Source organism: Pseudenhygromyxa sp. WMMC2535 (genome assembly GCF_011083025.2).
The window spans coordinates 2628020-2651339 of the sequence record NZ_JABJWV010000001.1 but is presented as its reverse complement, the minus strand read 5'-3'; the positions used below and the strand labels follow the sequence as shown (position 1 = coordinate 2651339).

16 protein-coding genes and 2 pseudogenes are annotated in these 23320 nt (G+C 69.5%); 8 read left to right on the top strand and 10 right to left on the bottom strand.

Translation table 11 applies throughout. The annotated features are described in order from the left end of the window. Positions 1–241 precede the first annotated feature (241 nt). Entirely contained in the window at positions 242–3124 is a 2883-nt protein-coding gene (locus tag G6O69_RS10125) for an MMPL family transporter (RefSeq protein WP_176396747.1), read from the top strand. Positions 3125–3257: 133 nt separating this feature from the next. On the opposite strand, the gene G6O69_RS10120 is transcribed toward G6O69_RS10125, so the two are convergent. The 4 genes from G6O69_RS10120 to G6O69_RS10105 form a co-directional block, all read right to left on the bottom strand. Continuing rightward, entirely contained in the window at positions 3258–3884 is a 627-nt protein-coding gene (locus G6O69_RS10120) for a hypothetical protein (protein ID WP_172303315.1), read from the bottom strand. Between the two features lie 72 nt (positions 3885–3956). Then, positions 3957–5372, bottom strand: coding sequence for a hypothetical protein (locus G6O69_RS10115; protein ID WP_172303314.1), 1416 nt, complete (start codon positions 5370–5372; stop codon positions 3957–3959). Between the two features lie 7 nt (positions 5373–5379). After that, a complete protein-coding gene (locus G6O69_RS10110) occupies positions 5380–6003 on the bottom strand; it encodes a penicillin-binding protein activator LpoB (RefSeq protein WP_217909802.1) in 624 nt (207 codons plus the stop codon). Positions 6004–6065: 62 nt separating this feature from the next. Further along, entirely contained in the window at positions 6066–6356 is a 291-nt protein-coding gene (locus G6O69_RS10105) for a DUF493 family protein (RefSeq protein ID WP_172303312.1), read from the bottom strand. Between the two features lie 47 nt (positions 6357–6403). Between G6O69_RS10105 and G6O69_RS10100 the strand changes: the two genes are divergently transcribed. Then, positions 6404–7639 (top strand): efflux RND transporter periplasmic adaptor subunit, encoded by a 1236-nt coding sequence (locus G6O69_RS10100; protein WP_172303311.1) that lies wholly within the window; start codon positions 6404–6406, stop codon positions 7637–7639. Positions 7640–7676: 37 nt separating this feature from the next. Further along, a complete protein-coding gene (locus G6O69_RS10095; protein WP_172303310.1) occupies positions 7677–11063 on the top strand; it encodes an efflux RND transporter permease subunit in 3387 nt (1128 codons plus the stop codon). Positions 11064–11235: 172 nt separating this feature from the next. Here G6O69_RS10095 and G6O69_RS42045 read toward each other — a convergent pair. Next, a pseudogene (locus G6O69_RS42045) lies at positions 11236–11382 on the bottom strand (oxidoreductase); the annotation flags it as partial. Continuing rightward, complete coding sequence (locus G6O69_RS10085; RefSeq protein ID WP_172303309.1) at positions 11342–12829, bottom strand: leucyl aminopeptidase; 1488 nt, start codon at positions 12827–12829, stop codon at positions 11342–11344. The gene G6O69_RS10085 and the pseudogene G6O69_RS42045, both read right to left, overlap by 41 nt. 564 nt (positions 12830–13393) lie before the next feature. Here G6O69_RS10085 and G6O69_RS39350 point away from each other — a divergent pair. Then, positions 13394–13480, top strand: a pseudogene (locus G6O69_RS39350) (histidine biosynthesis protein HisIE); the annotation flags it as partial. A 290-nt stretch (positions 13481–13770) separates the two neighbouring features. Here G6O69_RS39350 and G6O69_RS10075 read toward each other — a convergent pair. The 4 genes from G6O69_RS10075 to G6O69_RS10060 all read right to left on the bottom strand — a co-directional run bounded on the left by G6O69_RS10075 (position 13771) and on the right by G6O69_RS10060 (position 19762). After that, on the bottom strand, positions 13771–14520 hold the full coding sequence (locus G6O69_RS10075; protein WP_172303307.1) for a hypothetical protein: 750 nt from the start codon (positions 14518–14520) through the stop codon (positions 13771–13773). An 83-nt stretch (positions 14521–14603) separates the two neighbouring features. Next, on the bottom strand, positions 14604–16979 hold the full coding sequence (locus G6O69_RS10070; RefSeq protein WP_172303306.1) for a hypothetical protein: 2376 nt from the start codon (positions 16977–16979) through the stop codon (positions 14604–14606). A 165-nt stretch (positions 16980–17144) separates the two neighbouring features. Then, positions 17145–18167: a phytoene/squalene synthase family protein gene (locus G6O69_RS10065; protein WP_176396746.1), complete on the bottom strand. Its 1023-nt coding sequence runs from the start codon at positions 18165–18167 to the stop codon at positions 17145–17147. A gap of 26 nt (positions 18168–18193) precedes the next feature. Further along, positions 18194–19762 (bottom strand): phytoene desaturase, encoded by a 1569-nt coding sequence (locus G6O69_RS10060; protein WP_217910048.1) that lies wholly within the window; start codon positions 19760–19762, stop codon positions 18194–18196. 74 nt (positions 19763–19836) lie between these two features. On the opposite strand from G6O69_RS10060, the gene G6O69_RS10055 reads away from it, so the two are divergent. From G6O69_RS10055 to G6O69_RS10040, 4 genes are all read left to right on the top strand, one after another. After that, on the top strand, positions 19837–20769 hold the full coding sequence (locus G6O69_RS10055) for a MerR family transcriptional regulator (RefSeq protein ID WP_172303303.1): 933 nt from the start codon (positions 19837–19839) through the stop codon (positions 20767–20769). Beyond that, the gene (locus G6O69_RS10050; protein WP_172303302.1) at positions 20766–21467 is read left to right on the top strand and encodes a hypothetical protein; all 702 of its coding nucleotides are present in this window, start codon (positions 20766–20768) and stop codon (positions 21465–21467) included. Before G6O69_RS10055 ends, G6O69_RS10050 begins: the two co-directional genes overlap by 4 nt. Positions 21468–21533: 66 nt before the next feature. Next, complete coding sequence (locus tag G6O69_RS10045; RefSeq protein ID WP_172303301.1) at positions 21534–22073, top strand: hypothetical protein; 540 nt, start codon at positions 21534–21536, stop codon at positions 22071–22073. Further along, positions 22070–23308, top strand: coding sequence for a hypothetical protein (locus G6O69_RS10040; RefSeq protein WP_172303300.1), 1239 nt, complete (start codon positions 22070–22072; stop codon positions 23306–23308). The genes G6O69_RS10045 and G6O69_RS10040 overlap by 4 nt, the downstream gene beginning before the upstream one ends. Positions 23309–23320: the final 12 nt, after the last annotated feature.

Here is a 23320-nt window from a genome sequence, read left to right as displayed (position 1 = left end):
TCGCCACGGGCGAGACCCACCGGCGGCGAGCGACCGCTCGGCTGAGCGGCCGGCCCGCCCGGCCTATCCCAACATCGGTCTACCGTGAGGGTCTGAGCCGCGACCGGTCCGTGCTCCGACGGGCCACGCTCGACGCCTGCGTCGGTGCTGAATCTCTGCGGATCCGTACCGCGCTGGGCGTTTTTTGCGCGTCCTCTTGGCGGCTGGACTCGCGCGGCCTCGGCCACCATCATTTCGGCCCTTGGCCGAGCCATCGCATGCCCGCCGTCTGGCGACCGGATTACGCGATTGGTGGATCGAGCAGATCATCCGCCACCGCGTCGCAGTCCTCGCCGTAGGCCTGCTGATGACCCTCGCATCAGTGTTCCTGGCGTCGCAGCTGGTGATCGACAGTGACCTGCGGGCGCTCTTGCCCCAGAAGCATCCGGTGGTCCAGGCCATCGACCATGTCGAGCGCAATTTTGGCGCGGTCGGTTCGATCAACGTGGTCGTCGAAGGCGGCACCGTGGACGGCCGCCACGCCTTCGCCGACGCCCTCCACGACAGCCTCTCTGGCGACTCGATGCTCCGCGAGGTCGACCACCGGCTCGAGAGCGACTTCTTCGTCGAGCACGCGCTCTACTACCTCGACGCGTCCGAGATGGCCGAGCTCTCCGATCGCGTGCGCGCCTGGGAGCACTACGAATTTTGTTCGGCGGCCCCGGACGTGTGCGTGGACGATCCGGACCCCGACGCGCCCCAGGCCCTGCAGACCTTCATCGACGACAAGCAGGCCTCGGTCAACGAGGAGCTCGGCGAGCGCACGGGCTTCACGGACTACTACGAGCGCGAGGGCATCGAGGCCCTGGTGGTCTTCCTGCGGCCCACCGGGAGCTCGGCGGACCTCGAGTTCGCGGCCGCGGTCAGCGAGCGGATGTTCGAGCGCGTCGAGGCGGTGTTCGCCCGCGACGGCCCGTGGACCGGCACGGGGATGCGCTTCAACCTCGTCGGCCCTTACATCAACAAGGCGGCCGAGCGCACGGTGATCCAGCGCGACATGGTGCGCACGGGGCTGTTCGCGCTGGGCGGGGTGATCGTCGTGCTCGTGGTGCTCTTTCGCAGCATCCGGGCCGTCGCGACCTTGCTGATCCCCCTGATGTGCGGGGTCGCCTGGTCGCTGGGCGCGACCTACCTGGCCCTCGGTCACCTCAACGCGATCACCAGCATGATCTCGTCGGTGGTCATGGGCATCGGCATCGACGCCGGCATCCACATCCTCGCCAGGACCCGGCGCGAGCGCGAGTTCCACGACAGCCACGACAGCATCCGCCTGGCCTTCAAGGGCCTGATCGCGCCGCTGCTGATCGCCTCGGGGACCACCGCGAGCGCCTTCGTGGTCATGGCCACCTCGACCTTCCCGGCCTTCAGCGAGTTCGGGGTGATCGCCTTCTTTGGCGTCAGCTTGTGCCTGCTGGCCATGGTCACCGTGTTCCCGGCGCTGCTCGCCACGGTCGGCGTCAAGAAGGCCAAGCGCCTGCCGCCCGGCGGCATCAGCCAGGCCACGCGGGTGCTCCTCGCCCGGCCGGGGCTGATCTTCGTGGCGGTGGTGATCCTCAGCGCGGCCTCGGTCCGGGGCGTCAGCGCCATGCGCCACCACGGCTTCGAGCGCAGCAGCCGGACGCTGCAGAGCGACGAGACCCGCGCGCGCACCGAGGCCGACGTCTTCTTGATCTCCGACATCTTTGGCCGTGACGTCCACGCCAGCGTGCTCGCGATCGAGGACTGGGACGAGCTCGAGCGCGTCTACGCCCTGGCCCGCACCCGCCACGCCCGCCACCTCGAAGAGGGCGGCAGCCGCGTCGCCGGCATCGTCGCCGCGCCCAGCCTGCTCCCCGACGAGACCATCGACCTCGAGCATCGCCAGGCCCAGATCCGCGAGCTCACGGCCACCTGGAGCCCGCGCACCTGGGCCCGCCTCGAGGGCCGCGACCCCGACGCGGTCGAGGCCGGCGCGGGGCAGGGCGCCTGGGACGATCCGGCCGCCGACGAGTGGGGCACCTTCGAGCCCTACGAGGGCGAGCAAGACACCGGCGGCTCCACCGACTCCGACGACTCCGACTCCGACTCGGGCACGGGCACGGGCACCGAGGGTGGAGACGAGGGCTGGGGCGGGGACGACTTTGGCGGCGAGTGGGGTGAGTTCGAGCCCTACGAAGGCGGGAGCGGCGGGAGCGACGAGACCGGCACCGGCACCGGTGGCGACACCGACCCCGACCCCGATCCCGATCCCGATCCCGATCCCGCTCCGAGCGAAGATCCCCAAGCGGGCGTCCAGGCGCAGCCCAGCGACGACCCGGCCGCGGGCGACGCTGGCTCCGACACCGGCCTGAACCCGGAGGATGGCAAGACCCTGCGCCGCATGCTTCAGGCCAAGCCCTTTGGCCCCGACGATCTCCCCGCCAGCGCCGTCGGCAAGCTCCGCGGCGACGACGGGACCTGGGGGATCTTCGCCTACCCCAACTACGACGCCGCCGACATCTTCACGGGCGTCGAGTTCATGGAGGAGACGGCCAACTACACCGGCGACGCGGGGATCTACGTCGGCGAGCCCACGGTCTACGCGACGATCTTCACGATCCTCGAGGAAGAGTGGCCGGTGGTCGTGGGCATGGCGGTGCTGATCATCGTGGCCTTCGTGTTCTGGCAGGTGCGCAGCATCAGCCAGATGCTGATCACCCTCTCGCCGCTGGCCCTGGCCTTTTGGTGGACCTTCGGGATCCTCGGCACCTTCGACCTCCAGCTCACCCTCTTCAACGTGCCGATCCTCCCGGCCATCCTCGGCATCGGCGTGGACAACGGGGTCTACCTGACGGCCGCGATCCGCCGCGAGCCGAGCACCCAGACCGGGCTGCACCGCAGCGTCGACGAGACCGGGCGGGCGATCCTCGCCGCGACCATGACCACGGCCATGGGCTTTGGGGCGTTCCTGATCGCCGACAACGGCGGGCTGCGGACCATCGGCTACCTCGCGGTCACCGGGATCTTGAGCACGGCCGTCGCCGCGGTGCTCGCGGTGCCGACGATCACCGCGCTGATCCAGCGTCGCCGCGAGCGGCTCGCCAACGGCCTCGACGAGCGCCGCTGATCCCAGCTACGAGGCGGTCGAGCTCCGCGGCCACGCCGAGTTCCTGGTGTCTTGACGATCCAAAACCATGGGCGAGCGGCGGGCGAGCGGGCCCGCTCGCTCGCCGCCCTTCGACCAGACACGAACGACAAGCTCAGTAGAAGGTGAAGCGCATCCCGACCATGCCGCTGTGGCGGACCGGGTCGGGCACCAGGTCGCGGTCACCGGTGACGTAGCGCAGGTCGTAGGTGAGCCCGACCGAGGCCGCCGCGGTGGCGTTGAACCAAAACTCGTAACCCACGCCGACGTCGCCGCCGATACCGACGGTGAGGGTGTTGTCGGGGTCGCCGGCGGGCAGGCCCTGGCCGCCGAGGCCCGTGCGAACATAGAGGCCGCGCCAGGTGAAGAACTGGGCCTCGAAGTCGCCGCCGAACACCCAGGAGCTCGCGCCCTCGCTGCGCCCGAGGTACTTGGCGCCGCTGAGGTCGATGCCCAGCAAGACCCGCTTGCTGACGCCGCCACCAAAGGAGAAATTCAGGCCCACGTCGGGGACCACGGTCTGCTTCATGGCCGAGAAGCCAAAGAAGACGCCGGGGCCCAAGTAGATGCCCCGGCGATCTTGTGCGCCCTCGATCTCGATGCCGTTGGGACCGCCGCGGACGCCCGCCTGGGCGTCCTGTGGGGCAGCGAGTGCCAGCAATCCGGCGGTGCAGGCTGCGGCGCCAAAGGCGATGCGGCGGGTTCGCTTACGACGAAGGGTTCGCTCTAGGCGTTGAGTCATGGCGTCCATCCAATGGGGGCGAGAAGAAAGAGGGGGACGAGAGCGATCATGGGCCGAGATCCGCGCTGGCGCTCATCGCAAGGTCGTGACGTCGACCACGACGTAGCCCCCCTCGCCTACATTCACCTGGACCGTGCGCAGCTCCTGCCCGCCCTCGCCGTCGACGAGGATCTTCACCTCGTGCTGGCCCGGCGGGACCTTGGCGCGGCCGATATAGACCCGCTCCGGGAGCAGGGTCCACGAGCGGGTGTCGGGCTTGTCGAGGGCGACCATCATGCCCTCGACGGCCAGGGCGCTGATCAGACCGACGGCGCCGTTGGCCTGGTTGCCGGCTGCCCGGGCCCCCTCGGCGGCGGCGGCTCGGACGATCATCCGGGTGATCGCCGAGCCGATGATCTTGGGCTTGAGGGTCTCGAATTCCCGGGCGATCTCGACCCCGAGGTCGCTGACCATGTCGAGCTGGAGGTCGACGTCGTCGATGGACCAGCCGGCGCTGGTGAACAGGTTGCCCGCGGGCTCGAGGTCCGGGAAGGTCACGACCTTGAAGGCCCCGTACTCGAGCACCTTGGTGTCGCCGGTGATGTAGGCCCCGGCCAGGCCGATGGCCGCGCCGATGGGGATGCGCCGGGGCACCTTGTAGGGGACCCGGCCGGTCTTGACGACCACGAGGATCTCGGCGGCCGAAGAGGGCGGCGGCGCAGCTTCGCCAGCACCTTCGCCAGCAGCTTCTTCGCTCGCGCCGGCGTCCGGGTCCGGAGCGGGCGGCGCGACCCCGGCACCGTAACGCTCGAGCCGCTCGGTGGTGTAGCTGCCCCGCTTGCTGATCCGCGCGATGGGCTCGGCCAGGGTCGGGAGCTCGTGCTCTTGCAGGGCCTCGTCGTAGTAGCGCAGGGCGCTGTCCCAGTTGCCCTCGCGCTCGGCGACGAAGCCCGCGAGGTACGACCCAAAGGCCCCGTGGGCGTGGTCCGGGTCGTAGTCGAGCATGTAGTTGCGCATCACCGTGAAGCGCTTGGCCTCGATCCGCGCGCCGTCGAGGTCGCCGCGAGCGAGGTAGTTGATCAAGTTGATCGCGTTGAGCGAGAGCTTCTCGGTCGGCGTGGTGCGGTAGCGCGTCGCCGAGTCCGAGAACACGTAGCGCCCGATCTCGTCGGCCGAGCTGCTGAGGTCGAGGAACTCGAGCTGCTCTTCGGCCGCCTGGAAGTTGATCGCGCTCGACTCCCAGCGCTGCATGGCGTGCAGCAAGGTCGCGCGTTCGAGCACGGCGAGGGCCGTCTCGCTCTTCCATTTGTCGGGGAGCTCGAGTGGATCTTTGACCTTGATGAAGCGGTTGAGCTCGCCCAGGCCGCCCTCGTACTGCCCGGCCTGCACGGCCTCGCGCATGGACGCGGTCTTGTCCGAGTAGGTTGCGCAGCCCGCCGCCCCCGCGCTCACACAGAGCGCCAGGGCGGGCGAGAGCAGCTTCGTCCGCAGGCCAGCCTTCGCCTTCATGGCGCGCCTAGCGAACGATGGCCTTGGAGCGCTCGGAGGTGTGCTGGAATTTGATCATCGAGGTCTCGATCTCGATGACCTGCAAGAACAGCGAGTACTGCACGCGGCGCTCCTTGTCGAAGCGCTCGTCGTGGGAGGTGATCTTGCCGGTGACGTAGTACTTGGCCCCGACCTGCGCGCCGAGGCGAGCGGCGGTCGCCGGGTCGAAGAAGTCGGAGTTTTGCATCTCCGCCTCGGAGACCATCTCGGCCTGGCGCTCGCGGCTGACCACGTTGACCGCGCCCGAGTTGATCATCTGGGTCTCGATGCTCGAGAGCAGCATCAGCATCTGGTCGTCGAGGTGCTGGTCGGTGGCGTTCTTGATCGGCCAGATCGCGACCACCGGCGCCTCGGGTGCCGACTGGACGTCGCGGGCCCAAAAGGGCGAGGCGAACATGGCGGCGAGGTTCTCGTCGACGAGGTAGTTGATGTCGACACGATCCAAGGTCGTGCTCATCGCGCCGTCGTCGAGGTTGGGGTTCTCGGTCCCGGCCCCGCCGCGGACAGCCTTGGGCTTGCATCCAGCCGCACCGACCAAGCCGGCGAGCAGCACGAGGGACAGAAGTGAGCGGATCATGGGGGTCGTTCGCATGGCGGCTTTGGCGATTGTGAAAGATCGTCGAAGAGCGCGCATGTCCGAGGCAGTGAAGTCTCTCACAGGATCAGGCGCAGCCCGGCGACCTCATACAGACGCTCGTAGGTCGCTATGACTTCATCGACGTGCTCGGCGCGGAGCTCCATGGTGATGCAGATCGAATTGCCTTTGCTGCTGACACGCTCGCGCAGCTCGACTCGGGTACCAACGACGTCCTGCGCGGCCTGCCCACAGCCCTGGCGAAAGGTTTCACTCGCTGGGCCAAAAACCTTGATGACGTACTCCCCAGGGAAGCTGTGATTCGCCTCTAGGAGCTCTCGCGCAGGGGCTCGTCGCGTTGACTCGCTCATTGCGGTGTCCTACCACTGAGATCTCCGAGGCGGTAGCCAGGGAGCTGATGACGCGGACCAAGAGCAATCACCGGCGCTCCCCATACACCCGGCGCAGCGTGCTCCAGACCCTGGGGTCGAGCATCTTGGGCCTCGGCTGCGCGCTGGTGGTCTCCGCATGCAACGGGGCGTCTGGTGCCGGCCCCGGAGGCGGACCGGGGGGGAAGGCCCCGGGTGGACGCCCCGGTGGTCGAGGCAAGGCCGAGGGGGATCCCCTGGCGGTCGAACTCACGACCCTCGAGCCCGCGACCATCGAGCGCCACTATCGGGCCGCCGGCACCCTCGAGGCCCTGCGCCGCGCCGAGATCCGGCCGATCCGCTCGGGCATCATCCTCACCCTCGAGGCCGAGGTCGGCGACGCGGTCGAGGCGGATCAGGTCCTCGCCCGCCTCGACGGCCGCGAGCTCTCGCTCCAGGCCAAGCGCGACGCCCTGACCGCCGACAACGCCCGCCGCGAGCTCGACCGCCTCGAGCAGCTCGAGCACGCCGGGGCCATCGCCCAAGAGGAGCTCGACGCCCTGCGCTACGAGCTCGAGACCGCCCAGGCCGAGGCCCACCTCTCGCGCACCCAGGCCCGAACCATGACCGTGCGGGCCCCCTTCGCGGGCACCCTCGTCAGCCGGGACGTCGACGTCGGCAACCTCGCGAGCACCTCCACCACCTTGTTCGAGATCGCCGACCTCTCGGCCATCGAGCTGCCCTTGCACCTGCCCGAGCGCGAGGCCGCGAGCGTGACTCTGGGTGCCGAGGTCTCCATCGAGCTCGTCGACGACAGCCACTTCACCGGCCGCGTGATCCGGCGCGCCCCGATCGTCGACCCGCTCACGGGCACCGTCGAATTTCTGGTCCGCGCCGAAGAATTTCCAAGCATCGCCGTGCCCGGGGCCTTCGTCCGCGTCGAGGTCCTGCTCGAGCGCCACGAGGACGTCCCCAGCCTCCCCCTCGGCGCGGTCTTCGAGCTCGAAGGTCAGCGCTACGTCTACCTCCTGCGCGAGGGCAAGGCCCGGCGCACCCTCGTCGAGGTCGGCCTCGAGGGCAGCGAGCGCGTCGAGGTCCTCGCGGGCATCGACGCTGGCGCGCGGGTCCTCGTCGACGCCGGCGGCATCACCGAGGGCATGGCGGTCAAGGGCGCGGGCGAGCCCGACCCCGAGCCGCCCGAAGACGCGGACGCGGGGGAAGACGCCAAGGCCGAGGGCGGCCCGCCTCGCAGCGGCGGGTGGGGCAGCCGACGCAAGCGGCCCTGAGCTCCCGACGACCCGAGCTGGAGCGAAGTAGCGGCGCGTGAAGGACGACGAGACCACAGCCGAAGCTGCCGGGCCCCGGGCAGCCCGCCCCTCGGGCGCCGACGAGCAGACCTCCGCCGGGGCGCTGCTCGGCTTCATCCGCGGCATCGTCTCGCGCCCGGTCACGGTGACCATGGTCACCGTCGCCCTGCTGCTCTTCGGCCTCGTCGCGCTCACGCGCATGCCCGTCGAGCTGCTCCCGGATCTGAGCTACCCGAGCATCACGGTCCAGACCGAGTACGCCGACGCCGCGCCCTCGGAGGTCGAGGAGCTGGTCACGCGCCCGGTCGAGGAGCTGGTCAGCGGCGTGCCCGGGGTCGTGGCCGTGGAGTCGAGCTCCAGCGAGGGGACCAGCGAGGTCGTCCTCGACTTCGCATGGGGCACGGCCATCGACGACGCCATGGCCGACGTGCGCGAGAAGCTCGACCGCGTGCGCCTACCGACGGAGGCCGAGCGCCCGATCGTGCTGCGCTACGACCCCTCGCAAGAGCCGATCTTGCGCCTGGCCCTGGTCGTCGACCAGGACCCCGTGGACTTCCGCGCGCTGCGGACCTTCGCCGACGAGCAGATCAAGCAAAACCTCGAGAAGCTCGACGGCGTCGCCGCGGTGCAGATCCACGGCGGCGACGAAGAAGAGGTCGTCGTCGAGCTCGACCCGGACCGGCTGACGGCCTTCGGCATCGACGCCGCCGAGGTCGTCTCGGCCCTGGGCGCCGACAACGTCAACCGCCCCGGCGGCGGCCTGACCGAGCAGGGCAGCCGCTACCTGATCCGCACGGTCCACGAGGCCCGCACCCCCGAGGCCCTGGGCGAGATCATCATCCGCCAGGGCGAGTCGAGCGCGGGCAACCTCCCGGCGGGCGAGCTGCGCCTGCGCGAGGTCGCCTCTCGCATCGAGCGCACCGCCGTCGAGCGCGAGGAGCTGTCCTTGGTCGGGCGCGACGAGGCCATCGAGCTCGCCGTGTTCCGCGAGGGCGACGCCAACACGGTGCGCGTGGCCCAGGCGGTGCTCGCCCGCGTGGACCAGCTCGGCGCGAGCCTGCCCGAGGGCCACCGCCTGGTCACGCTCAGCAGCCAGGCCGGGTTCATCGAGGCCGCGATCCAGGAGGTCGCGCTCAACACGATGATCGGCGGCGGCCTGGCGATCCTCGTGCTGCTCTTCTTTCTTCGTGACCTGCGCTCGACCCTGGTCATCGGCGTGGCGATCCCGATCTCCTTGCTGGTCAGCTTCGTACCGCTGACGGCCCTCGACGTCTCGCTCAACTTGATGAGCCTCGGCGGCCTGGCCCTGGGCGTGGGCATGCTGGTCGACAACAGCATCGTCACCCTCGAGGCCATCGCCCGCGTCCGCGAGCACGCCCTCGAGCACGGCCGCACCATCAGCCGGACCCAGGCGGCGATCGAGGGCAGCGCCGAGATCGCCGGCTCCGTGGTCGCCTCGACCCTGACCACCGTCGCGGTGTTCTTCCCCATGGCCTTCGTCGAGGGCGTGGCCGGTCAACTCGTCCGCGACCTGGCCTACGCCGTGAGCTTCTCGATCCTCTCGTCGATGGTCGTCAGCTTGACCCTGGTCCCGGTGCTCCAGGCCCTCGGCGACGGCGATCCAACCGAGACCGAGACCAAGACCGAGACAAAAACCACCGGCGACGCTTCCACGGCCGACACCGAGGGCGTGTCCAGGCGCTCGGGCGTCGCCTACCTCGCGGCGATCCCCGCCCTACTGTGGGTCCCGATCCGCCTGAGTGTGCGCGGCCTGGGCTGGCTGCTCGAGCGGATCTCGCGGCCGCTGACCTGGGCCTGGGAGCGCCTCGAGGCCCAGTACCCCCGGCTCCTGCGCGGGGCCCTGCGCGTGCGCGTGCTCGTGCTCCTGCTCAGCGTGGGCCTGTGCGCCGCAGCGCTGTGGTCGGCCCGGGACCTGGGGCGCACCCTGCTCCCGGAGGTCCGCCAGGGCGAGATCTACGTCCAGCTCGAGCTCCCCCAGGGCACCTCGCTCGAGCGCAGCGCGGCCCTGACCCGGGGGATCATCGCCGAGCTCGAGGGCGACGAGCGCCTCGAGCTGATCTTCGCCCGGGTCGGCAGCGTGACCCAGGGCGGCTCGGCCACCGGCGGCCAGGAGGGCACCCACCTCGCGCAGATCAACATGCGCGTGCGCCCCGAGCTGGCTTTGGCGGGCGACCTCGAGGCCCTCGAAGACGCGCTCTTCGAAGACGTCGGGGCCAAGGCCGAGGCCGTGCTCGAGGGCCTCGACCACCGCGTCCACCTCGGCCGCCCGGAGCTGCTCAGCTTCGAGTCGCCCCTGGAGATCCGCGTCTACGCCGACGAGACCGCCGACGCCGTCGAGCACGCCCGCATCCTGCTCCCCCGCCTGCGCGCCATCGAGGGCCTGCAAGAGGTCTCCCCCGACGACCTCAGCGGCCGCCCCGAGGTCCGCGTGCGCTTCGACCGGGAGCGCCTGGGCCTCGCCGGCCTCGACGTCGACCAGGCCGCGAGCGCGGTCCAGCGCGCGATCCAAGGCGAGCTCGCCGGCCAGCTCCACGCCTTCGACAAGCAGCTCGACATCCGCGTGCGCCTGCCCGAGGTCGACCGCCAGTCCGTCGAGGACGTCGAGCGCATCCTCGTCGGCGTGGTCACCAGCGACGACAGCGAGCGCCCGCGCCCGGTCCAGCTCTCGGCCGTGGCCGCGGTCGAGCCCGCCCAGGGGCCCGCGCAGATCCGCCGCATCGACGGCCGCCGCGGCCTGCGGATCCGCGCCCGCGCCAAGGCCAGCGACCTCGCCGCCCTCGCCACCCAGGTCGAAGAAGTCCTCGAGGTAGCGAGCGCCGAGATCCCAGCCACGCGCTGGGTCGAGGCCGAGGTCTCGGGCCAGGCCGAGGAGATGAGCGCCTCCCTCGACAGCCTCGCGTTCACGGCCCTGCTCTCGATCTTCTTGGTCTACGTGGTCATGGCCTCGAGCTTCGAGAGCCTCCACCACCCCTTCTTGATCATGTTCACGGTGCCCCTGGCCGCCGTCGGCGTGGTCTTGATCTGCATGGCCACGGGCACGCCGATCTCGGCCATGGTCGGCATCGGGGGGATCATCCTCGGCGGCATCGTGGTCAACAACGCGATCGTGCTGATCAACGCCGTCAACCAGCGCCGTGCCGAAGGCCTCGAGGTCGTGCCCGCGCTGATAGAAGCCGGCTCCCTGCGCGTGCGCCCAATCTTGATGACGACCGCGACCACGGTCTTGGGCCTGCTGCCGATGGCGATCGGGGTCGGCGAGGGCTCGGCGCTGCGCCAGCCGCTCGCGCTCTCGGTGATCGGCGGGTTGATCGTGGCGACGGCGCTGACCTTGGTGGTGATCCCCTGCGCCTACGCCATCGCGCCGGGCCGGCGCCCGCGCTAGGAGCCCGTGGTGAAACCCAGCGCGGCTCCTCGCTGGGTTCCACCACGGGCTCCTAGCTTTGACGGTCTCGGACTGGATCGGACTGGATCCCCCCGATGGGAAAGAAGGGCACGAAGGCGATGCCCTCGGCGGCGAGCTCGTCGATCAACTTGGCGGGGTCCTCGTTGGCGACGGGGCCAAACACGCCAGGTCCGGCGAGCTGCATCGCCCCGTAGCCCATGCGAGCGACGGAGAGGTCGGTGCCGGGGAAGCCGAGCTGGCAGCCGAGCTGCGCCGAGTCAGACCGGCTCGCTCGCCAAGAACTCGAGGATCGTCGCAACCGGGAAGCCCGAGCTGCCCTCGACGTTGACGCCAAAGGGCTTCGAGACGATCGCCGGTCCGGCGATGTCGACATGCATCCAGCGCTTGTCGCCGACGAACTGCTCGAGGAAGAGCCCGGCGGTCAGGCTGCCCCCGGCGCGCTCGCCAGTGTTGCGCATGTCGGCGATCTTGCTGTCGAGCATGCTCATCAGCGGCTTGGGCAGGGGCAGGCGCCAGTGGTCCTCGCCGGCGCGCCCGCCCGCGGCCTGCCACGAGCTGGCGAGCTCGTCGTCGCGGGTCATGACGCCGGCGATGTGCGGCCCGAGGGCGACGATGCAAGCCCCGGTCAGGGTTGCGAAGTCGACGATCAGATCCGGCTCGAGGCCGACGGCGAAGTGCAGGGCGTCGGCGAGGGTCAGCCGGCCCTCGGCGTCGGTGTTGTTGATCTCCACGGTCTTGCCGTTGGAGGCCCGAAACACGTCGCCCAGGCGATAGGCCCGGCCGCTGACCATGTTCTCGGCGGCGGCCGAGATCACGTGGACCTCATAGGGGAGCTCGAGGCGGGCGATGCCCTCCATGGCCCCGATCACCGCCGCGGCCCCGCCCATGTCGAGCTTCATGGCCAGCATGCCGTCGGTGGGCTTGAGCGAGTAGCCGCCAGAGTCGAAGGTCACGCCCTTGCCGACCAGGCAGATCCGCCCCTTGCTCTCGCCCTTGGGCTTGTAGGTGAGGTGGATGAACTTCGGCGGCTCGTCGCTGCCCCGAGCGACGGCGAGGTAGAGGCCCATGGACCGACGCTCGCACTCTTCGAGATCGAAGACCTCGCAGCTGACGTCGTGGCCGGCCCCGCGCAGCTCGGCCGCGAGCTCGGAGGCGGTCTCGGCCAGGAAGGTTGGCGTGACCAGCTCGGCCGGGCCGTTGCCCAGGTCCCGCGCCCGGCTGATCGCCGCCGCGACGATGCGACCGCGCTCGATGCCCGCGCCCGGCTTGCCCGGCGCGACCACGCTGACCCCTTCGAAGGAGGCCTTGGCGCTGGGCTCCTCGTCCTTGGCCCGGTAGCGATCGTAGCGATAGCCCGAGAGCTCGAGGCCCTCGGCGACCAGTCGCGCGGCCGTCGATGCGTCCTCTCCCTCCAGTTGGAGCGCGTCGCGCATGTCGAGGACCAGCTCGTTTGCACCCAGCGAGCGCGCGCTTCGGCCCGCCTCGAATGCGAGCTTGCGCAAGTTCTCCGCCGAGCCCAGCTCGGCCACCGCGATCAGCTCGACATGGTGAAAACCACCCTCGAGGCTGGTGAAGCGAAAGCTCTCCCAGGCCTTGCCAGTCACCCCCGCACGAGTGAGGGCAGCACGTACATCTTCGCCGAATCGCCCACTGATGACGTCGATGTCGTCCTTGGTGAAGGCGACGACCAGCAATTGGCCAGAATTCGCCGGCGGAACGTCGGAAACCCAGTCGATTCGCAGCATGGAAGGCCGAAGCTACACGACCGGGCCGACCCCGTGCCAGCGCTTCGAAGCTGGCTTTGACGCATCTCCAACTCGATGCCCTGGCGCAGTTCACGAGGGGCCTCTCGCTAGTGGATCCTCCATACCACCTGAACTGAGCTTCAGTTAATTATCCTTGATGCATACCTCTGTCACTTTGAGCAGGATGATCGCTAACCTTGATACAAGGATCACTCAACTTCCTATAATTGAGTATCAAAGTTGTTAATTAGAGTTGACATGAATGATCTTGCTCTGTAGGGTGCGCGATACCGTCACCCTGAAGGAGGGTCCTCTCACATGACGAACCAAGAAACCGCTGCGGCGTCGACCAAGAAGAAATCGACCAAGAAAAAGGCTTCCAAGAAGAAGGTCGCCAAGAAGAAGGTCGCCAAGAAGAAGGCGGCGAAAAAGAAGGCTGCCAAAAAGGCCCCCAAAAAGGCGGCCAAGAAGAAGGCTGCCAAGAAGGCCCCCGCCAAGAAGAAGGCTGCCAAGAAGAAGGCTGCCAAGAAGAAGGCTGCCAAGAAGAAGGTCGCCAAGAAGAAGGTCGCCAAGAAGAAGGCTGCCAAGAAGAAGGCCGCCAAGAAGAAGGTCGCCAAGAAGAAGGCTTCCAAGAAGGCGCCCGCCAAGAAGGCTTCCAAGAAGAAGGCCTCCAAGAAGAAGGCTTCCAAGAAGAAGGCTTCCAAGAAGGCGCCCGCCAAGAAGAAGGCCGCCAAGAAGAAGGCCGCCAAGAAGGCCCCCAAGAAGGCCCCCAAGAAGAAGGCTTCCAAGAAGAAGGCTTCCAAGAAGAAGACCGCCAAGAAGAAGACCTCCAAGAAGGCCTGAGCTCGGCGGAGCGATTGCCAAGAAGCCGTCGGCCTAGGGTCCGACGGCTTCTTTGTTTTTGCGCTTTGCCTCGGCGAGCAGCGCTCGCCGGATCCGCGCTACATCGCGTCGAGGTTGGACGAGAAGGCGCGCAGGTTGGCGTAGGCGCGGGGGCCCTCGAAGAGCAGCGTCAGATCCGGCGCGTCCTCGTCGGCCAGATCCGCGAGGGCGTAGGCGAGGACCTCGGCGTGGCTCGAGCGCAGCTTGGCGTCCTTGCCCCCGGTGACTTGCAACCAGCTGGCGCCGTCACACTCGAGCAGCTGGCCGGTCATGGAGAAGGCGGCAGCGAGGACCTCGACGCCGAGGGGAGCGGCGAAGATGGCGGCCGCGGTCGGCTCCCACAGGCCCTGGGGCTCCCATACCAGCTTGGGGTCTCCCTCGCTGCGGGTCTCGATGAAGCGAGTCAGCCGGCGGCGAGACAAGCTCCCGGGGCTGAAGCTCGGCGGCGTGCGAACCACGACCCGCTGGGCGCCCACGGCCTCGGCGCAGATCTTGGTGACGTTCCAGGCCTGCTCGACCTCCGGGGTCGCCCGGAAGTGACCAAAGCTGCCGGGCTTGGCCTCGAGGGCGCGGTTGCTGCCTACCTCGATGCGGTCGTCGGCCTCGTAGCTGAGGTAGTGCCAGGCGTAGGGGACAATCTCGACGTCCTCGTGGAGCTCGTGGATACGCTCGGCGAGGCGCCGCGCGGCGGCTGCCCGCGGCGGATTGAGGAAGGTCGAGCGGAGCACGACCACGTCGACGGGATCGCTGGTCCGCGCCGCTCGCAGCAGCGCGTCGTCACCCACAACGATACCCAGGCGCAAAGACATGGCCGCGCAAGCTAGCCGATCCACACCCGACCGACAAGGCGCGGCCCGGCCAGCGTTCGCAGTCGGGCCGCTGCGCCCGCGGCTCAGCTACCCGGCTTGGGCGGCGGCGCGAGCTCGTCGAGGTCTCCCCAGCCATCGTCGAGGTCGAGGCTGGGCGGCGCCGCCGGTGCCTTTGGCGCGCTCGGGATCCCTGGCGCGACCGGAGCCTCGAGCGCGACCGGAGGCGCGATGGGTGGCTTTGGCGCGCCCGGGAGCGTGGGCACCGCGGGCTTGCTGGGCGCAGGCTTGGCGGCGACCGGGGCCGGCTTCGCGGGCGCAGGCTTTGGCTCGCGCTCCGGCTCCGGCTCCGGCTCACGCTTGGGGAGGATCGAGCCAGGGGTGGGTGTGGTCGGCGGTGTGAACTTGGGAACCTCGCCGAACTTGGGCATGGAGAAGAGCGAGGACTTGGGCTCTTCGACCCGCGCCGACTCGCTGGCGAAGAGCGCCGAGCGGAACATGGTGCTCGAGCTCGAGCTCGGGACGATCGGCAGCGTGGGGATCGGCGTCGAGGGGCGCTCGCTCTTCTTGGCCTCGCGGGCCAGAGTCCCGAGGTCGATGCCCTCGACCTTGCTGGTCCCGGCCTCCTCCACGCTGGCGACGCTGCGCTCCTGCATGTCGGGCTCGGGCTCAGGCGCCGACGCGCTGCCCTCGTCCTCTGCTCGAGCCGCGACATCGGCGATCCCGCTCGCGCGAGCCGCGATCCCCTCGCTCTCGCGTCCGTCCGAGTCCTCGTCCGAGTCGTCCTCTTCCGAATCCGAGTCCGAGTCCTCGTCCGAGTCGTCGTCTTCGTCCGAGTCCTCGTCGTCTTCGTCCTCGTCTTCTTCTTCGTCTTCTTCGTCCTCGTCCTCGTCCGAGTCCTCGTCGTCTTCGTCCGAATCCTCGTCGTCGTCCTCGTCCTCGTCCGAGTCCTCGTCCGAGTCCTCGTCCTCGTCTTCGTCCGAGTCCGACTGCTCACCCTCACTCACCATCGAGGTCGACTCGTCGCTTGCGGCTTCGCTCGACGCCGCGCTCGTGGCTCCCTTCGTCTCGTCACTCGCGGCTTCGTTCGACTCGTCACTCACGACGTCGCTCGAAGCCTCGCTCCGCTCCGCGCCCGAGGCCTCATTCGATTCCGCGCCCGCGGCCTCGCTCGGCTCCGCGTTCGCGGCCTCACTCGACGCGTCGCTCGCAGCCTCGCTCCGCTCCGCGCCCGCGGCCTCGCTCGGCTCCGCGTTCGCGGCCTCACTCGACTCGTCGCTCGCAGCCTCGCTCGGCTCGTCGCCCGCAGCCTCGGCCACGTCGCTCGCAACCTCGCTCGACTCGTCGCTCGCAGCCTCGCTCGACTCACCCTTGGCCGACGCGTCGCCCTCGGGCGCGCTCACAGCCACTGCCTCGCCAGCCTCCTCCTGCGAAGGCTCCACTGCGGCAGCCTCCGCTTCGGCCGCGGCGGGCTTCACCTCGGCTTGGTTGGCGTCGGCGGCAGCCTTGGTCTCCTTGCCCTTGCGCCGCGCCTGCTTGCGGTTGCGCTTGCCCTTGGACTTACCCTTTTTGTCCTTCTTCTCTTTCTTGCGCTGCTTGCCCTCACCCTTGCGCTCGCGCTTCTTTTGAGCCTTGAGCGCCGGACGCAGGGCCTTCCGCCCACGCTTGAGCAGGTCCTCGGCGACCTCGTCACCGGCCTCGGCGACGATCCCCTCGGCGAGCTCCAGCAGCTCGAGCGCGCGCTCGTTTTGATCGCAGCGCTGGAGCGCGAGGACCATGCCCGCGACCACGCGCGGGTTGTCGCCCATGCCCTCGCGCGCGGCCTCGAGGTGATCGAGGGCCTCCTTGTTGTGGCCGGCCTCGGACAGCAGGACCACGCCGTAGTTGAGATGATCCCGCTCGCTGAGGGCGTCGGCCTTGGCGAGCTTGGCCAGCAGCGCCCGGGCCTCCTTGCGGTCTCCAGCCTCGGTCAGCGCGTGGGCCTGGGCCGAGACCAGGGCGTGCTTGTCACCGGGGTGGGTGCTGACTCGCTCGGCCTCGGCGTAGGCCGCCGCCGCCGCTCGACCGTCTCCGACGATCAGGTGGATCCAGCCCTCCTGCACGCGCATCCACCCGTGGGGCGCGAAGATCTTGACCGTGGTGTTCGCCCGCAGGCGATCGAGCGTCGCGTGGGCCTCGGCCCGCTCGCCTGGCGCGAGCGCGTGGACCTGGCCGGCGAGGCGATCGAGGACCACGCGACGGACCACGAGCGGGGTCACGAAGAATGCCACCGGGGCGAGCCCGGCGATGGCCCACGCGGCAGGGCTGCCGCTGAGGTCGACGACTACCCAGGCGATGCCGACGACCAGCAGGCCGATCCACGCTTGCAGGAGGACGCTCGCCCAGGGCCGCCCCGACTGCTCCCAGAGCGCATCGGGGATCTGCGGCATCGCCGAGTTCTTGGTCGCAATATCACCAGGCACCGGCGCGCAAATTGCCTCAGGGGTGGCCGCAGGGCAAGGGTTGGACGGGGCTCGGGGACTCTCGCGGTTCTTCGCGAGGGCGAGCACACCGGCTTCATTGCGTCCTTTTGCCACGCCTGAAGGCCCGCGCTCGGGCTGTCACGAGGTGCGAAGGCCTGATCGCTCCTATTCGAAGTCTTCCAGGAGAAAATCACAGGCAGGGATCGCCGGCGCGTCGCGCTGGCCCGCGTCCACCCGCTTGGGGGTTCGCCGCACCCACGCGCACGCGAGCAGCCATAGCTTGCGGCCCTTGCTGGTGTGGGCCCGCCCACGCAGGGGGTCGCAGCCTCGCTCGCGGATGACCCGGCCGATGTCGGCGTAGATCGTGCTGGCCGCGCGAATCGCAGGGCGGCAGTCCCAAGGCAGCATCCCAATGCCAGCGTCGGCCCGGCGGTAGTAGCCCTCGGCCACGTCGAGCGCCGCCTCGACCGCGCCCGTGATCCGCTGGTCGCCGACATAGTCCCGAGGTGCCGCCACGAAGTGCACCGGGTCCACGCCGCGCTCGCGCAGCCAGGCCGCCGGGAGGTAGAGCCGGCCGCGGTCCGCGTCCTCGAGCACGTCCCGGCAGATGTTGGTCAGCTGCATGGCCGCGCCCAGGTCGCAGGCCCGGGCCAGGGTCCGGCGGTCGCGGGGGCCCATGAACGCGGTCATGACCACGCCGACGGCCGAGGCCACCCGCGCGCAGTAGCCCAGGACCTCGTCCATGGTCTCGTAGGCGCGCTCGTCCGCGTCCCAGGCGAAGCCCTCGATGAGCGCGTCGACGACCCCGCGCGGGATGGCGTACTCGCCCACGACCCGGGCGAAGGCCCGATCCACGGGATCCCCGAGGGCGTCCACAGCCTGGGGGTTGCGCTGGTGCGCCCTCGCGGCCGCGTAGATCCGGTCGAGGCGCGCCGCGAGCTCGACGACGGCCGCGCTGGGGTCCGCGGAGAAGTCCACGAGGTCGTCGGCGACCCGGCAAAACGCATAGAAGGCCGCCGCCGGCCCGCGCATGCGCCGAGGCAGGAGCAAGGACGCGGCGGCGAAGCTCTTGCTGCCCTCGGCGAGGATCTGCTTGCAGGCCGCGAGGTCCGCCCGCGCGTCGACAGGCCCGCTGGCGAGGGCCTGGCTGCGCACGGGCGCCGGTACGAATGTCGGGTCGTCCGTCACGAGGATCTGGTCTGGCTCGACCTGGATCAGCCCGCCCGCGTGGCCGCGGCGCGCCGACGCATGATCTCCTCGGCGTCGGGGATCACCCGCTCGAGCACCTTGGCCGAGCTCAGCACCCCGGGGACGCCGGCGCCCGGGTGCGTGCCCGCGCCGACGAGGTAGAGATCCTCGAGCTCCTCGCTCTCGTTGTGCGGCCGAAAGTAGGCGCTCTGAGTGAGCACCGGCTCGATGCCAAAGGCCGCGCCCTTGTGCGAGCGCAGCTCGTCACGAAAGCCGATCGGGTCGAGGATGTGCGAGGTGATCAGCTCGTCCTCGAGGCCCGGCATGACCGTGTCCGAGAGGTACTTGCAGATCTTGGCCCGGTAGCCCTCGCGCTCGGCCTCCCAGTCGGTCCCGCTGTCCAGGTGGGGCACGGGGGCGAGCACGTAGAAGCCGTCGCAGCCCTCGGGCGCCAGGCTCGGGTCCGTGGCCGTGGGCCGGTGCAGATACAAGGAGAAGTCCTCGGCGAGGATCTTGCGCTCGAAGATGTCGTCGAGCAGGGCCTCGTAGCGCGGGCCGAGCAAGATCGTGTGGTGGGCGACGTCCTCGTACTTGCGCTTGGTCCCGAAGTACCAGACGAACAGACCCATGGAGTAGCGCGCGCGCTCGATCTTGGCGTCGGTCCAGCGCCGGCGGTGGGCCGCGGGGATCAGGTTCTTGTAGAGAAAGGCCGAGTCCGCGTTCGAGACCACGATGTCGGCCATGACCCGCTCGCCGGACTCGAGCCGGACCCCCGCCGCGCGATCACCCTCGACGATGATCTCGGTCACCGGGCTGTTCAGGCGCACCTCGCCGCCTTGGCCCTCGATCAGCTCGACCAGGCCACGGACCAGCGCGCCCGTGCCCCCCATGGGGAAGTACACGCCCCACTTGCGCTCCAAGAAGGCGATCAGCGTGTAGATCGAGGTGGTCTTGAAGGGGTTGCCGCCGACCAGCAGCGGGTGAAAGGAGAACACCTGGCGCAGGCGGTCGTCGCGGACGTAGCGGGCGACGAGGCTGTAGACGGTGCGGTAGCTCTGCAGCCGGATCATCGCCGGGGTGATCTTCAGCATGTCCAAGACGCTGCCGAAGGGCATGTGGGCGAGCTGCTCGAAGCCGACTTCGAAGATCTTCTTGGACATGGCCAAGAAGCGCTCGTAGCCGTCGACGTCCGCCGGGTTGAACTTGCGGATCTGTTCGCGCATCACCTCGGCGTCGCCCTGGTAGTCGAAGATCTCGCCGTCGTCGAAGCGCACGCGATAAAAGGGCGTCACCTCGCGCATGTCGATGTCGTCGGACATGCGCTTGCCACACAGCTCCCACAGCTCCTCGAGCAAGAAGGGCGCCGTGATCACCGTGGGCCCGCCGTCGAAGACGAAGCCGTCCTGGCGGTAGACGTAGGCCCGGCCGCCGGCCTGGTCGCGGGCCTCGATGACGGTCACGCGGTAGCCGCGCGCCCCGAGACGGATGGCGGCGGCGAGTCCGCCAAATCCGCTGCCGATGACGACCGCGTGGGGCTTGCCCGAATCTCCGCCCTCAGGGGCCGATACTTGATGATCTGTGCTCACGGCGTTCAAGGTTTGCACGATCCTTGCGTATTACATGGACGAACCTTTGACAAGGAAGCCCAGGCGTGGTTTGTAGAGAGAGGATGGCCAGCCGACGAGGAAAATACAGGATCCAGACCGTCGCGGAGATGACGGGGATCCCCTCGGCCACGCTCCGCGCGTGGGAGCGGCGCTACGGCATCCCCTCGCCGGAGCGGACCTCCTCGTCCTACCGGCTGTTCAGCGACCACGACGTGGCCTCGATCCGCAAGCTCAAGGAGCTGTGCGACGAAGGCATGGCCCCGGCGGAGGCGGCGAAGGTCGTCATGCGGCTTCAGGAGGCCAGCAACGCGCCGGTCGAGGCCGACCCTTACGCGCGCGCCAGCGAGCGCATCTTGGCCGAGGTCCGCGACTTCAACCCCCAGGGCCTCGAGCAGGCCCTGCGCGGGGCGATGTTCCTGGGCTCGGCGCAGACCATCTATCAGCGCGTGCTCGCGCCGGTGATGCGCGAGGTTGGAGACCGCTGGCACGAGGGCGAAATCTCCGTGGCCCAGGAGCACATGGCCATCGAGCTGCTCGGCAACGTGGCCCGGGACATGCTGCGCCTGCTCGACCCGCCGCCCACGGCCGCCTGCGCGCTGGTGGCCTGCTTCGCCGACGAGGAGCACGCCATGCCGCTCTACGACGTGGCCTTCAGCTTGATCCAGCTCGGCCTGCGCGCGGTGGTGCTCGGGGCGAGGACCCCGCCGTCGGCGATTCGTCATGCCGTGGACAGCTTACAGCCCCAGCTGGTGGGTCTGTCGGTGACCGTACCCCCTCCCGCATATCGTGCGCGTGAGTTGGTCGACAGCTACGCAGAGGCCGCGGGCGACACCCCGTGGATCGTCGGTGGCCCGGGATCCGAGGAGATCCGCGAGTTCGTTGAAGGATCCGGCGGTGTGGTCGTCGGCACTGCCGGACCCGAGGAGATTCGGGTCATCATGGATCGGCTGCTGCATCCCCGCGGCAAGGCCAAGTCCCAGGGCGCCAAATCATGATCTCCGTCACGCTCTCCCTCGTCCTGCTCAGCAGCCCGCAGCTCGCGACCGAGTCCACCCTCCCCCTGAACGACGCCCGCGAGTCAGCCGCCGAGGGCGTGGTCAAGACCGAATACTGGGCCGGCCACCAGGTCGTATTCGGCACCCGCGAGGTCCCGGTCCTCGGCACCCTCCAGACCCGCATGGACACCTACACCCTGGCGCGGGTGCGCAAGCAAGGCGACAGCGTGCAGATCGACCAGCGCGCCTGCAAGGTCGACTACGGCGACGTCGGCGGGGTCAAGGTCTACGTCGACGTCGACGCCCTGCCCGACTCGCGGATCGTCTTCGAGCGCGTCGAGGACACCCCGCACTACAGCATGTCGGGCACGGTCAATTGGGGCAAAGAAGACATCGACGAGGACGGCAACCCGGGCATGCGCGTGTGGATCGACGCCCCGGTGTGCAGCGGGGCCCTGCACGTGACCAACAAGACCACGACCAACGCCCGGGCCTTCAGCGAGGACGGCGGCCCGCTCTACGGCGAGGTCACCATCAGCGTCCGCCAGAAGATCCTCGGCGCCGAGAGCAAGTGCCTCGCGGCCTTGACCGAGGACAGCTACGAGCGCAGCAAGGGCAGCTTTCGCTACGCCAAGATCAAGGCCGACGACACCTGCAAGTCCTTGCTCGACGCGGGCTGGCCGGTCAAGGCCAAGTAGCTGGAGTCGGCCGATTCGGCCGAGTAGGGCTCGCCGCGCGGCGAGCATCGGCTTATCCTCGCCGAGATGGACCTCGCCGAGCTCAGGCGCCTCGCCGGGCGCTGTGACCCCTACAGCCCGCTCGCGGCCGACGACGAGGACGAGCTCTATGTCGACATCGACCACATCGCCGATGACGACGCCAAGGACGCCAACGAACGCGACGCCAAGCGCCCGCGGCGGCACGCCTGGATCGAGTACATCGCCCGCAAGTACGAGCTCGCCAGCCGACCGCAGCGCCTGCTGCTGACCGGGCTGCCGGGTTCGGGCAAGTCCACGGAGCTGCGCCGGGTCGCCGCGCGGCTCGAGCGGGTCGAGGGCGCGCGCTTGCTCCCCGTGCAGATCGACGCCGAGCAGGTCCTCGATCTCGACCAGCCCATCGACGTCCCCGATATCGTGCTCGCGATGCTCGCCGACAAGCGCGGCCCCTTCGTCGTCGACTCGAAGCAGCCCGAGCTCGAGGAGGCGCTGATCACCCGCTCGCTGGTGATGGTCTATCAAAACGACCACGAGTGGACCGACGTCAACCCAGCCATCGAGCGGCTCTTGTCCGAATGGCAGCCATGAGCGAGCTGCTGAGCGCCGACGCGCGCGCGGCCATCGAGCGCCTCGCCCGCGCGCGGCTGCTCAACCCGGGCTTCGCCTGGCACCTGCTCGCGGCCGAAGATCCCCGCGCGCTGCGACCCGCGGTGATCGAGCTGCTCGCCCGCGGCCTCGAGGGCGACGGGGTCGCCTTGACCCTGCGCTGCTTCGACGAGACCAGGCTCGACGCCGTCGAGGGCTGCCTCGACGCGCTCTTCGCCGATCCTCCCGCGGCGCGCCAGCTCTTCATCGTGGACCTCTCCGCCCTCGAGCCGGCCGAGGCGCGCCGAGGCTACGACCTCTTCGCCATGCTCAACGGCCGCCGCGACCTCGCCCGCGCGAGCTTGCGCGGCGAGATCCTCCTGTGCGTCCCCGCCTGGCTCGAGCCCGTGCTGCATCAGGCCGCCCCCGACCTCGGCTCGGGCATCCGCAGCGCGCTCTTGCGCCGCCCGCCCCTCGACCCTGGGCCGGCGCTCGCCCAGTGGTGGGCCGACGCCGACGCGCGCTTCGACGCGCTCTTGCGCGAGACCCCCGGCGCCCAGGAGCGCTACGCCTGCGGGACCTACACCTTCGCCTACGCCTTCGAGCCCGACGCGGTCGCGCTGCCCCTCGCCGACACCCTCGAGCTGCTGCGCGCGCTCCCGGGCTACACCGGCTGGCGGACATGGTGGGTGCCGAGCGGAGGCTTCGCGCCTCACGTCCACGAGGGCGCCCTCGAGTGCTGGATCTTCGGCGACGACCAGCGCTTCGCGGATCCCGGCCACTCGGACTTTTGGCGCGTCAACGGCCACGGCCGCGCCTACCTGCGCCGCGGCTTCGAGGAAGACAGCTACCCCCAGGAGTTCCCTCCGCGCAGCCGCCTGTCCAACTCCTTGCCGGTCTGGCGCGCGGGCGAAGCCCTGCTCCACGCCCGCGACTTCGCCCACGCCCACGGCCTCGCCAGCCACCACAGCCTCGGCTTTCGAGCGCGCTGGCAGGGCCTGCGCGGCCGCACCCTCAGCGCGTGGCCCGAGGGGCCCCTGGCCCACGTCCAGCCCGCGAGCAGCCACCAAGACGAGGTCGTCGCCGAGCACGTCTTTCGCGTGGCGGACCTCGAGGACGATCTGTCCGCCGCTGTCGAGCAGCTGTGTGTGCCGCTCTTCGAGTGCTTCGACCTTCATCGACCGACGCGGCAGTTCATCGCCGCTCATCTCGACCGCTTGATGAAGCGCAGCGCGTAGTCGAGCGTCAGC

Coding starts and splice junctions, on each gene's coding strand:
- G6O69_RS10105 (WP_172303312.1), bottom strand. CDS start 6,356: ATGAGCGAGTCAACGCGACGAGCCCCTGCGCGAGAGCTCCTAGAGGCG.
- G6O69_RS10115 (WP_172303314.1), bottom strand. CDS start 5,372: ATGAAGGCGAAGGCTGGCCTGCGGACGAAGCTGCTCTCGCCCGCCCTG.
- G6O69_RS10085 (WP_172303309.1), bottom strand. CDS start 12,829: ATGCTGCGAATCGACTGGGTTTCCGACGTTCCGCCGGCGAATTCTGGC.
- G6O69_RS10110 (WP_217909802.1), bottom strand. CDS start 6,003: ATGCGAACGACCCCCATGATCCGCTCACTTCTGTCCCTCGTGCTGCTC.
- G6O69_RS10045 (WP_172303301.1), top strand. CDS start 21,534: ATGGACCTCGCCGAGCTCAGGCGCCTCGCCGGGCGCTGTGACCCCTAC.
- G6O69_RS10040 (WP_172303300.1), top strand. CDS start 22,070: ATGAGCGAGCTGCTGAGCGCCGACGCGCGCGCGGCCATCGAGCGCCTC.
- G6O69_RS10100 (WP_172303311.1), top strand. CDS start 6,404: ATGACGCGGACCAAGAGCAATCACCGGCGCTCCCCATACACCCGGCGC.
- G6O69_RS10055 (WP_172303303.1), top strand. CDS start 19,837: ATGGCCAGCCGACGAGGAAAATACAGGATCCAGACCGTCGCGGAGATG.
- G6O69_RS10075 (WP_172303307.1), bottom strand. CDS start 14,520: ATGTCTTTGCGCCTGGGTATCGTTGTGGGTGACGACGCGCTGCTGCGA.
- G6O69_RS10050 (WP_172303302.1), top strand. CDS start 20,766: ATGATCTCCGTCACGCTCTCCCTCGTCCTGCTCAGCAGCCCGCAGCTC.
- G6O69_RS10120 (WP_172303315.1), bottom strand. CDS start 3,884: ATGACTCAACGCCTAGAGCGAACCCTTCGTCGTAAGCGAACCCGCCGC.